Below are 11,154 nucleotides of genomic sequence, written 5' to 3'. Positions count from 1 at the left end.
TAAGTGATAAACTCAAGACAATAGAACCATTCTCTTACGAATGGGGAAAGGTGGCGATGGTATGGCAGAAGCAAAGAAATTTGACTGGATTTCTCTTCTCGTAGGTTTCGTTCTTGTTATTGGTGGAGTCTTCTCTTTGAGTCATCCTCTGTCGACATTCTTAACCCTTGCAATTATGCTTGGTATAGTAGTTCTTGTAAGAGGGATCATGTTGATAGTTGCATTCTTTAAGTTGGAGGACAGAACCGGTGCAAAGGTGTTTTTTGCCTTGATACTCGGGATATTGTTGGCTATTACCGGAATCATATTCCTTTTTAGGCCTCTCTTTGCAGCGAATGTATTTGCTTTTATTATTGCTATATGGTTTATAGTCGATGCTATCAACAATCTTATAAACGCCGAAGGGCTAAAACCTGCCGGAAAGGGAATTTACTTTTTAAGTATAGCATTAAACGTGTTCGTTCTAATTGGCGGTGTAATTCTTGTCCTGCATCCTTTAATTGCAGGTCTTTCTGTTGCGATAATGATCGGAATTACTCTGCTGGTTTTCGGTACGAACCACATAGTGTTGGCATTTATCGGCAAGGAGTCAGAAAAATAGAGTCTGTATTTATTCCTTTTGTTCGTCCACATAAGTAGTCTATAAAGCTAGACGGGAGTGGGCTGCAAACCCCATTCCCATTCTTATTTATCTGTTACTGTCTATAATTCTATTTCTGAGAAAAGTATGGGTACATAATGATTACGTTTGGCTCCGGAAATGTCTCTTACTGCTTGAATCAAAATGAAATTCTCTGCATCTGCTGTTTGAAAATGTCTGAACAGTTTGCTTATCGGAAGAGCTTGCTTTAGAATTCATTTTGTAGCCTTCAATTCAACCGCCAGAGGAGGTAAACGAGTGAGAAAACTGACATTAGTTATTGTTGTGTTGGTTTTCCGTTTCGTAGGATGTACCGAATTCCTTCTTTCGTCTGAAAAGAACAATGGACTGGTTATTTCAGGCAGAAGCATGGAGTTTTCGCATGTTCTTGATTCTAAAGTTGTTTTTTCAACAGAGGCGACAGTTTCAGCAGTCATATGTCAGACTGCTTTGAAGCAATATCCTGGGAAAGTAAATATGGATTTGTGAGTTTGAATGCCTTTGGTCTTTCGACAGCTATTGCAGATGGAATTAATGAGAAGGGTTTGTCTTTGAGTGCCCTTTGATTGCCAGAAACTGGGTATAAAGAGGATGTCCCCTCTTCAGATCCTTCGAAGGTAATAGAGTTGTTCGATCTTCCGGCGTGGATTCTTGTGAATTTCGACAATCTTGATTCTTTGAAGAGAGCTCTCAGCGAGTTAACCATGTGGGGAGAAGTGAATGAATTGCTCCAGGAAGTACCTCCTCTTCATTTGTCTTTACAGGACAGCTCCGGCGGAAGTATGGTTCTTGAATTTCTGATGGTGAGGTGATTGTTTACGAAAATCCAAATGGAGTTCTGACAAATTCTCCTGAACTTCCGTGGCACCTGTCTAATTTGAGGAATTATGTGAATCTAAGCCCTTATATGAAAGAAACAGAGATAAACGGAATAACGTATAAGGGAATTGGTTTTGGCAGTGGTTATGTTGGAATTCCGGGAGACGTAACCCCTCCTTCTAGATTTGTTAGGATAAGTTTCTTAAGAGAGTTTTCTAATTCAGTTGAGACAGAAGAGGAGGGAGTAATGCTTGCCCTTCATCTCGTAAACACAGTAGATATTCCCGCAGGAGTTTCGAAAAGGGAAGAAAGTAGTACTGAATCCTTTGAAAGTACTCAATGGGTTACGATAAAAGGCAATAAGAATCTTAAACTTTATTTCAGAACCTATGATTGTGCCTCGCTATTTGTTGTCGATTTGAATAGAGTTGACTTCTCTTATGGCATTAAGCATGAATCTATAGATTTTGATAAGCCGTTTTCGGCTATTAATGTCTGTGATTTATTCTCATTCTGAAATGGTTGCATAAGCAAGAATTAGGAGTTGCTTTGTGTTCTTTGTGTCCCATGAGGAGAGTAATTTGCTTTTATTTCCATCCTATATATCTTTATAAATAATAATAATTAGGTATGTTCAAAACTCGTTGAAAACCCTTGGAACGCTTTGCTGTGGTGGAATTGACTGCATGTTCATAACTTTCCGGCTTTGAACGAAGTGTGTAGAAAAGTCCCAGAGACCACTCCGGGAAAGAAATACAAATTTGTTCATAATTCAACGTCTGTAACCGTTTGTTTTAGCGCAAAGAGAAGAATCGCAAGGTTTTTGAATGGAATAGAGGAAGATAGCAGATGTTCAAAAGTTTTAGTGAGTGAATAGAAAATGCACAAATCATTGTCGGAACTGACCTCTAAAAAATGCAGTTTTGAACCCCCGAGAGAGGCCGACTTGAGAATTGTTTCGTCGAAAAGTCGGTAGTTTTGAACATCGTGTGTTCAAAAAGCTGGTAGATTAGGAAATTGATTTCTCAAATTTGTGAAGAAAGGGAAGTCTGTTTCTAAAAGCTACAAAGAATAAACAGGGCGCCGCGGATGTAGCTGGACTTTGGCTGCGGCGCCCTGTTCTGGACAACTCCCGTTAAGTGAGCTTAGCCCCTTCTGATTCCGGCAAGCCCTTCATAAGTCTTCCTGAGGGAACAGTACGACTCTTTGAAGAGGCTGTACAGTTTCAGGTAGCGCTCTTGCTCATCCCGGACCGGTTCAATCCTATCCACGTCTTCAATGAATCTGCGAACCGCCGAGAAATTGAAAAGACCCGAACCAACACCGGCAATTATCGCTGCTCCGATTGAGGTTGCTTCATCTACGTTTTCCGGAACGGTCAGTGTCTTTCCAAGAACGTTTGCTAGAACTTTCTTCCATATATTGCTCTTTATTCCTCCGCCGATTACCCTGATACTGGTGATTGGCAGAGACTCCTCCAGGGTATCGAGAATCCATTTGAGATTCATTGAAACGCCCTCGATAACGGCCCGGACCATATCTAGCTTCTTGTGAGAGGCAGACAAACCAATAAATGTTCCCCTGGCATTGGAGTCCCAGATTGGGCTTCTCTCACCCAGCAGATATGGAAGATAGATGATCGGTTCGCCGTGACTTGGAGAATCGAGCAGCACTCTGTCCAGATAGCTGTAAACGTCTTGTTCGTTCCGATACAGGAAGTTATCCCCATACAGCATGTCTTTAATCCAGCTGTACGAGCTGCCACCGGCTTGCATGGTTCCCGAGGGGAAGTAATGTCCTTCGATCGCATGGGCTCCGGTGAAAACCCGCATTTGCCTATCCAGTAAGGGTTCTTTCGTTATCGTTGAGATCCACGATGAAGATCCGAGATAGAGATAAGTATCGCCGACTTCAACAGCACCTGCCCCTACAGCTGCACTGCAGCCATCTCCAGCCCCCAGAATCACTCTACAGGATTCAGAGAGACCAAGATCTCTGGCCACATCAGACTTAATCTTCCCAAGATCGGTAATTGAGGGGAGAGCCTCGGGTAATTTCGAATTGTCGACTTTGAGGGCTGAGATCATCTCGGGAGACCACGAGAGTTTCGAGATATCAAATAGAGACGTCATAACCGCATCAGAAAAATCAGTTGCGAATTTGCCGGTGAGGCGCAGGTTTATGTAATCCTTTGCTTGAAGAAACTTGTATGTACCTTCATATACATCCGGCTCGTTCATTCTCAGCCAGGCGATTTTCAGTCCCTGATAAGTTGGAGAGAGCCTTGAACCGGTTATTCTGTAGATCTCACTCTCTGAGAAAGTCGAGAGAAGAGCTTTCACTTGCTCAGAACTTCTTGAATCTGCCCAGATTATTGCTCTCCTGAGCAATCCACCGGATTTGTCTACAGGTACAACCGCCATCATCTGACCGCTTATACTTACGGCCGAGAGATCTTCTGCGCAAATTCCGGATTTACTGACAAGATCTGAAGTAGCCCGGCAGAAGGAAGTCCACCACACTTCGGCATCTTGTTCAACCATTCCTGGGCCGGGATAGAAAGTCTCATAGCCGAAAAAGGACGAAGCCACAAGGTTTCCAGTCTCACTGAATAGAGTTGCCTTATCGCCTGTCGTTCCAAGGTCGTGAGCCATTATATACTTCAAGATAAAACCTCTCTTTCGGCCGCAAATAGAACTCAGGACTTAAATGGAACCCATTCACGGTCTTTTATTGAATCCCAGTCTGCATCAAAATTATCAATGGCCTTCAGTGTTCCGCTGTGTGCAAAGAACTCACCGTACATAGTTACGGGAAGCGACATACCGTATATTGGGAGTTCAGCCATTTTAGAGATTTGAGTTAGGGTCTTGAAGCTTGCTGCGATGAGCTTAGTCTCATAATCTCCGTTTGTAATAACCTTTTGCATACTCTCCACAACCGAGAGGTCAATCCCTAGGTTCTCTATTCTGTTTGCGTATGGGGCAACGTAATCGGCACCTGCTTCGGCTGACATTAGTACCTGCGGCACCGAGAAAACACCAGTAATCAGGGCAGGGATCTTCAGCTGCTTGAATTCTCTTAGAACTCTAATGCCCGTTCTGGAGAAGGGAATCTTGAGTATTATCCTTTTGGGATCGAGTTTGAAGAGCTCCTTTCCTTCTCTTATCACTTCGTCGTAGTTTCTTGAGGCACACTGAACGAAGAGAGAGCCAGAGAATCTCTTCAACATCTCCTGAATGACTTCAAGAGGCCTCCTTCCAGTTCTCTTCAAAATACTCGGATTAGTGCTGATTCCGGAGAAGAATCCTAGATCGAACAATTCACTTATAGCTTCTACGTTTCCGTCATCAATAAACAGTCTCATAGATACCTCCATTTGATTCTTTGCTCTTTCATGGCAGATCGGTCCGCCCTGGGTACTTGTCGACAAATTCCTTGTAGATCTCTATGGCGCTGCTTGAACCAAAGATATCCGCTCCAGCAGCGACGAAATCCTCTACCTGAGATAGGGTCTTCACTCCGCCGGATACCTTTATTCCCTTCTTGTCTCCAACAACGCTCTTGATTGTCTTGACGTCATCGACTGTGGTTGCTCTGGAGCCATATCCAGTTCCTGTCTTCACAAAATCAACGTGCGGCAGATTAAGGAGTATAGAACAAGCCTTCTCTATCTCTTTACTTTCGAGATAAGAGACTTCAATGATCACTTTACAGGTAATACCCTTAAGCAGTCCTGAAAGATATGAGATCTCCTCTTCAAAGTAATTCCAGTCACCCGACTTCATTGCCGATATGTTTGCCGTTATGTCAATATCCCTGACTTCAGGACCTAGTGCCAGAGCTTCATTTATCATATAAGCCTTGGTTTCGGTTGAATCAAATCCGAAAGGGAAGCCCGATCCACAAGCCGCCGAGATATCTTTACCCCGAACGCTGGCTACTACTTTGTCCATCAAATACCAGGGAACTACAACCGCTCTGAAATCGCAAGCAACACTTTCTTCAATGAAAATCTCCGCCTCTCGCCTTGTTGCGGCAGCCTTCAGAAGAGTGCTGTCAAACCTTTTTTGAAAACTTTTAATTGTCTGCAAAGATGCACCTCCAAGATCAAATCAAACAAAAAGCTCCAGGAAACCCAAAGAACAATCATGAGAGCGTTCTCACTAATTCATACAATACCATTATAACCACAAAACACAAAAAAACGAACAGTCAATTTAGGAGGTAATTTAGTCAATGTTGGTAAACTTGACATAACTTAAGAGAATAAGCTAGAATAGATCAAAGCATATGATACCGTTATCACAACGCGGTATTTATTTGCCGCGAGTATTCTTGGAAGGTGATTGAGTATGGCAGCGACGCTGGACGATATAGCAAGAGAGACAGGGCTTTCCCGGGCAACGGTGGCTAGAGTAATGGGAAAGTACGGATATGTCAGCAAAGAAGCAAAAGAGAAGGTCTTAGCAGTCGCCGAGAGACTCAAGTACAAGCCGAACTACATTGCGAGAAGCATGGTTACTGGAGAGACTAAGAACATAGGATTGATTGTAGGTGACATTCAGAATCCCTTTTTCTCTACAATTGCAAGATCCATAAGCGATGTAATAGTACCTGAAGGATACAGTCTGATTGTTACGAGTACAGATGAAAGACTAGATGTTGAAATAACCTCTATAGATAAGTTCTTTCAGAAGCAAGTAGATGGATTGATTCTCGCTCCCGTTTCACGAACTAACTCCGACCATCTGAGAGAGTTGGTCAAAGCAAAGACCCCGATCGTTCTCATTGACAGGGTTATTGAAGATCTAGACGTAGACATGGTAGTCAGCGATGACGTTGGTGGTGGCTTTGAGGCGACCAAATACTTGCTGGAACTTGGCCATCGAAACATAGGCTTCCTGTCGGATACTCTCGATATCAGCACCAACTACGATCGAATTGCGGGTTATCAGAAAGCGCTTGAGGCGCACGGAATAGAACCAGACCCTTCCTGGATAAAACTCGGAGGGTTCAGAGTAGATGGCGCTTACAAGAGCGGTGTGTCGCTTTTAAGCCGCAACAAGGACCTGACGGCAGTTATTGCGACAAACAACTACATGGTTGCGGGGTTGCTTCTAGCTGCAAAGGACATGGAAATAAGAGTTCCAGAGGATTTGTCCGTTGTGAGCTTTGACGATATAGTTTGGTTTGACCTGGCTAACCCACCAATAACCTCGGTCGCTCAGAATACGAGAGAGATAGGGAACCTGTCTGCCAGACGAATTCTGATGAGTATAAGAGGTCAGAGAAACGAAACGGAGCTTACCAGACTTCCTACAAAGCTGGTAATTAGGGAATCATGTGCAGCACCGAGAAAGTGATTAAACTTCTTGATAGATATTTGGAGGTGTTTGGATTGACACTGGATGATTTTTTGACGGATGCGAAACAGAGCATATTGTTTACAGCCCCATCTCTTGAGAAAGACCTTTCTGCCTTTCTCGAAGAGGATGCCGGAAGGATTAAGGAGCTGGCAAAAACTGCTTTAGATAAAGGTTATAAGCAGATCTACTGGGTGGGAAGCGGCAATTCTTGGTGTAACCTCTACTCTGGGGATTATATCCTTAACAAGATGACTGATGTGCCCTCGAAATACTACAAGAGCTACGACTTCATTTGGGAGAACCCTGCAAGGCTTGATAAGGAGGCGCTTGTGGTACTTGCTTCTTTTTCGGGGAATACCGAAGACACGGCAGCCGCGCTGAGATTAGCCAATGAAAAGGGAGCTACAACGATTGCATTCACAAGTAAACCAGACAGCATACTTGCAAGAGAAGCAGACGAGGCAATCGTGTACAACTCGAATGGCCTATTCATTCTACCTCTTGCGGGAGCTTTCATATTCAGTCTCGAAATCGCGAGACTAAAGGGAAAAGACGTATCAAAGCAGTTGGAGCAGATAGCGATGATGCCAAAACTTTTAGGCAGGATCTACAAGGAAGAGGAACCGAGGGCTTATCGACTCGCAAGAAAGTATCAGGACTGCGATCTCTTCTATGTTCTTGCAAGTGGAGCGGCCTATGCGATAGGCTACAAATTTGGACTCACGGTATTCATGGAGAACATGAGAATCAACGCTTCTTTCATGGAAACCTCCGAATTTAGACACGGCCCTGCCGAAATACTAGACGGCCATAAGCCTGTAATGGTCTTCCTTGTTGGAACTGACGAATCGAGAGACATGAGTGAGAGAGTTATAAAGATTGCAGAATCTAATGGCGCAGAGGTTATTCGGTTCGACGCAAAGGATTATGGCGACTTCGATCCGCTGTTTGCCCCGTTCCTTCTGATGATCCCCTTGCAGTGGTTTGCAGTCTATTCTGCGTACTACAGAGGCATCTTCGATCTCGATGAAAGAGTTCTCATGGGAAGAGGAAAGATGTCCACTGGCAGTCAGATAACCTGGCCATGATAAGAAAAAAACAGAGATAGTAGGTGGGATAAATGAGATTCGAGAACGTGTTGGTTGTAGATCCAATAGACGGTGAGTTTGTTGGAAGAGTAAAGATAGAAGGAAACGTGATCTCTGAAGTGGAGCGGATTACCGGAACCATGGAGTACGAGGGGATAATTATGCCGGGATTCGTCGATCCCCATACGCACGGTTCTGTGGGAGTTGACGCGCTTTCCATGAATGAGAAAGGTCTCAGGAAGTGGGAAGAGTTTCTTTATTCTCAAGGAGTGACTTACTTCCTTCCAACCACGATGTCCTCGACTCCTTCGGCTGTCCTTTCCGCAGCCAGAACGGTTAAAGACTATCTGGACGACAATCCGGAGACTTCGGTAGGGGGAGTTCATTATGAAGGCCCCTACTTAAGTCTCAAAAGGAAGGGAGCACAGAATCCAGAACTTATAAGAAGGATAAATCTTGAGGAGATAGAAGAGACCCTCATAGAGCCGGTAAGGCTAATTACTATAGCTCCAGAACTGGAACGTTTTTCACAGGCGCAAGATCTAATACAAAAACGAAATATTACTGTGTCGCTAGGCCACACAGATGCATCTTTTGATGACATGGAAAGAGCATATAATCAAGGTTGCGATAGAATCACGCACTTTCCGAACGGAATGAATACTCTTCACCACAGGGATCTGGGCTGTGTGGGAGCTGTGCTGTCGCTTCCCTTCTCCGTAGAGATGATTATGGATGGAATCCACTCCTTGCCGGGCTTTGTGAAGCTCGTTTACGACATTAAAGGCGCTTCAAAGATCATGATAGTTACCGATACGATTGACGCCACGGCTATGCCCGATGGGGAATATGAACTCGGCGGACAGAAGGTTATACTCAAGAACGGAAGACCAAGGCTCGAGGACGGTACGATAGCCGCAGCCGTTCTTGTCTTCAGCGAAGCCGTAAGGAATTTCAAAACATTTACAAACTGTTCCCTCAAAGAGCTCGCTAGAGTATCGTCTTTCAACGCCTTGAGCTCTCTGAAGATAGAGGATAGAGGAAGACTATCGAGAGGCTACAAAGCAGATCTTGTTCTGCTGAACGAGGATCTTCAAGTAAAGCAAACTGTTCTGGGTGGGAGGACTGTTTTCAAATACTGAGTAGAGTACATTCTACCTGATTTCGGGGGAATCCAGTGAAACCGATAAAAGTCTACATTATTGACAATGGAACAGCAGAGATCAAGACTCTTTCCGAGAGGATTTCCAATCTCAGGTGGAATATCCATGTTGAAACGGTTTCTGAGGATCCTTTTCTCGGAGGAAGGGCTTCAGAAAGTAATCAGTGCTTCACGCTGAACAAGTCTCTCAGGGTTAAGTATGAAGGCTTCTCAAGCCTGATAGACGATCTGATCTTTCTCGTAAGTCTTGACGATCCTTCCAGGCCGGGAAGAATTGTTGAGGCCAATAATAGTGCAGCCGAGAAGCTTGGATATTCTTATGAGGAGCTTCAAGAGATGAGTTTTTACACGATAGCAGGTGATCTTGATTCAGAGATGAGGAAGATCAGAGCCGATCTGCAGGTTAAGGGGATGTCTACGACCGATTCATTCCTTACTATGAAAAGTGGAGATAAGCTTCAGGTGGAGCTTTGCATGAAGGTGCTCGATCTAAACGAAAGCATAGTAACGATGGTCGTGGCCAGAGATACCAGTGCCTTCAGAAAGATGGCAACAGAACTTCAATGGCGAAAAAACTTCGAACGCGTGATCTCAGAGGTTTCGGGAACACTGAAGGAGTTCGAGAACATAGATGATGCGATAGATAAGGCGCTCAAACATCTCGGAGAGCTGACTTCAGCCGACAGGTCTAACGTATTCCTTCTTGATTACAGGAACGAGCTGGTTAGAAATACCCACGAATGGTGCAAAGAAAGCGTCAGAAGCGCAAAACCTTTTCTTCAGAAGATGCCCTTCAAGGAGTTTCCCTGGTGGATGAAGGAGCTTCAGAAGGGCGAAGTGCTTTCCTACGTAGTTAATGAGCTCCCTGAAGAGGCAAACAGAGAGGCCGTCGTTCTGGCTCGGCAGGGCATAGTCTCGCTAGTAGTAATTCCGATCTATTCAAGGCAAAGGCTGATCGGTTTTGTTGGCCTTGAGAGGCTTTTCGGGCAGTTTGAGTGGAGTAAAGCAGATATTGAGCTCCTTGAAGTATTCGCTGGACTAATATCGGGAGTAATCGAGTACTCGAGATTCATGTGAACGTTCATCGGCATCCTGATGTTAGTCTCTTAGAACCGTTCTGGGGTCTAGGGTTTGGTAAGAGCGTTAGAAGCTGTTCAGGGAGAGGCTGTTTGTTCCGATGCTGCACGTTCAGGTTCTTCGTCATTGGTCAAGATTCCGCAATGCTCAAGCCATAGCCGTCCTTGGGCCTTCGTCTCAGAGCTTGAACCCGTCCTTCGAAAGAGCAGTTGCGAGTTGCATGTTCCAAGTTGCAAGCATAAGAACCGCTGTGCACTTAAGAGAAAAAATCCTCTGGTCGCTGATGAAAACCACGTTGTCCGTCAACGGTCCAGAGAGAGGCCGCTGAACGCTTAAAAGCGGAGAACCCGCTGAACGCTGCTCAAAACAACGTTGTCCGTCAACGGTCCACTGTCCTCCGAAATCGTCAACAACAATCGAGAAGGAGCATGGTCGAGACGTTCGCTCACTCACAAGAAGAGCGAATTCTGAGCAGGATCATCTCGAGAATGACGGAAAGCAAGAAAAGACTCTGTCATCATACTCTTAAATCTTCCCTGGAATCTACTCACTTTGTCATCCCGTGATGCTTTTGCACGGGATCTCGCTCTTCCTAACCAAGTCTCGATAACCCGCTTCTATCAACCCGATCTTTCTAACCCGTAGTATGTAACCCGTTCCTATACTAGGCTCTTCCGCCCGGCATAGCCGGACTGGCCTCGCAAAACGGGTTTTGTGTTCTTCTAGTTTTTCTCGCCACTGCTTGCAGTGACTGGCCTTTGCCTATGGCAGAGACTGGCAGTATATCTCTCTTCTCTCGTGAACGCAGCGAACCTCTCGACAACGATATTTCTCAATGGTCTTTGTTTGCCCGCATAGCTGGAACTGGCCGCACGAAGTGTGACTTGTCTGCGTTAGCAGACTGGCCAGGCGGAGCCTTACTGGCTATTTTGTTGCTTCCTGGCGCGAAATCGTCAGCATCACCTCCCCGGATGTTCCTCCGGGCATCACTTCCTCGCG

11 protein-coding genes are annotated in these 11,154 nt (G+C 44.9%); 8 read left to right on the top strand and 3 right to left on the bottom strand.

The features are described from left to right. Positions 1-61: 61 nt before the first annotated feature. From B3157_RS03935 to B3157_RS03920, 4 genes are all read left to right on the top strand, one after another. Positions 62-601, top strand: coding sequence for an HdeD family acid-resistance protein (locus B3157_RS03935; protein ID WP_214061528.1), 540 nt, complete (start codon positions 62-64; stop codon positions 599-601). A 297-nt stretch (positions 602-898) separates the two neighbouring features. After that, the gene (locus B3157_RS03930) at positions 899-1,129 is read left to right on the top strand and encodes a hypothetical protein (RefSeq protein ID WP_214061529.1); all 231 of its coding nucleotides are present in this window, start codon (positions 899-901) and stop codon (positions 1,127-1,129) included. A gap of 137 nt (positions 1,130-1,266) precedes the next feature. Then, positions 1,267-1,452 (top strand): linear amide C-N hydrolase, encoded by a 186-nt coding sequence (locus B3157_RS03925; protein ID WP_214061530.1) that lies wholly within the window; start codon positions 1,267-1,269, stop codon positions 1,450-1,452. Further along, positions 1,449-1,976, top strand: coding sequence for a linear amide C-N hydrolase (locus B3157_RS03920; protein ID WP_214061531.1), 528 nt, complete (start codon positions 1,449-1,451; stop codon positions 1,974-1,976). The genes B3157_RS03925 and B3157_RS03920 overlap by 4 nt, the downstream gene beginning before the upstream one ends. A 628-nt stretch (positions 1,977-2,604) precedes the next feature. On the opposite strand, the gene B3157_RS03915 is transcribed toward B3157_RS03920, so the two are convergent. From B3157_RS03915 to deoC, 3 genes are read right to left on the bottom strand one after another with little or no spacing between them, the layout of a single operon-like run. After that, the gene (locus B3157_RS03915; protein ID WP_292589004.1) at positions 2,605-4,125 is read right to left on the bottom strand and encodes a xylulokinase; all 1,521 of its coding nucleotides are present in this window, start codon (positions 4,123-4,125) and stop codon (positions 2,605-2,607) included. A gap of 32 nt (positions 4,126-4,157) precedes the next feature. Beyond that, positions 4,158-4,826, bottom strand: a complete 669-nt coding sequence (locus B3157_RS03910) for a transaldolase family protein (protein WP_214061533.1) — start codon at positions 4,824-4,826, stop codon at positions 4,158-4,160. A gap of 28 nt (positions 4,827-4,854) precedes the next feature. Beyond that, on the bottom strand, positions 4,855-5,553 hold the full coding sequence (deoC, locus tag B3157_RS03905) for a deoxyribose-phosphate aldolase (protein ID WP_214061534.1): 699 nt from the start codon (positions 5,551-5,553) through the stop codon (positions 4,855-4,857). 261 nt (positions 5,554-5,814) lie between these two features. Between deoC and B3157_RS03900 the strand changes: the two genes are divergently transcribed. Genes B3157_RS03900 through B3157_RS03885 form a run of 4 tightly spaced genes read left to right on the top strand, consistent with a single transcriptional unit; the run spans position 5,815 to position 10,155 of the window. Continuing rightward, positions 5,815-6,825, top strand: coding sequence for a LacI family DNA-binding transcriptional regulator (locus B3157_RS03900; RefSeq protein WP_292589001.1), 1,011 nt, complete (start codon positions 5,815-5,817; stop codon positions 6,823-6,825). A gap of 35 nt (positions 6,826-6,860) precedes the next feature. Next, positions 6,861-7,916, top strand: a complete 1,056-nt coding sequence (locus tag B3157_RS03895) for an SIS domain-containing protein (protein ID WP_214061536.1) — start codon at positions 6,861-6,863, stop codon at positions 7,914-7,916. Between the two features lie 32 nt (positions 7,917-7,948). Beyond that, positions 7,949-9,058: an N-acetylglucosamine-6-phosphate deacetylase gene (gene nagA / locus B3157_RS03890; RefSeq protein ID WP_103134983.1), complete on the top strand. Its 1,110-nt coding sequence runs from the start codon at positions 7,949-7,951 to the stop codon at positions 9,056-9,058. Between the two features lie 35 nt (positions 9,059-9,093). Further along, the gene (locus B3157_RS03885) at positions 9,094-10,155 is read left to right on the top strand and encodes a GAF domain-containing protein (RefSeq protein WP_214061537.1); all 1,062 of its coding nucleotides are present in this window, start codon (positions 9,094-9,096) and stop codon (positions 10,153-10,155) included. Positions 10,156-11,154: the final 999 nt, after the last annotated feature.

The organism is Mesotoga sp. UBA5557 (genome assembly GCF_002425715.1).
GTDB lineage: Bacteria > Thermotogota > Thermotogae > Petrotogales > Kosmotogaceae > Mesotoga.
Note: the sequence above shows the minus strand (reverse complement) of the source record. Positions and strands in the feature narration are given on the sequence as shown.

What these genes read in the sequence shown, in the direction of transcription:
- B3157_RS03935 (WP_214061528.1), top strand. Translation starts at nt 62, where the DNA reads ATGGCAGAAGCAAAGAAATTTGACTGGATTTCTCTTCTCGTAGGTTTC.
- B3157_RS03910 (WP_214061533.1), bottom strand. Translation starts at nt 4,826, where the DNA reads ATGAGACTGTTTATTGATGACGGAAACGTAGAAGCTATAAGTGAATTG.
- B3157_RS03900 (WP_292589001.1), top strand. Translation starts at nt 5,815, where the DNA reads ATGGCAGCGACGCTGGACGATATAGCAAGAGAGACAGGGCTTTCCCGG.
- nagA (WP_103134983.1), top strand. Translation starts at nt 7,949, where the DNA reads ATGAGATTCGAGAACGTGTTGGTTGTAGATCCAATAGACGGTGAGTTT.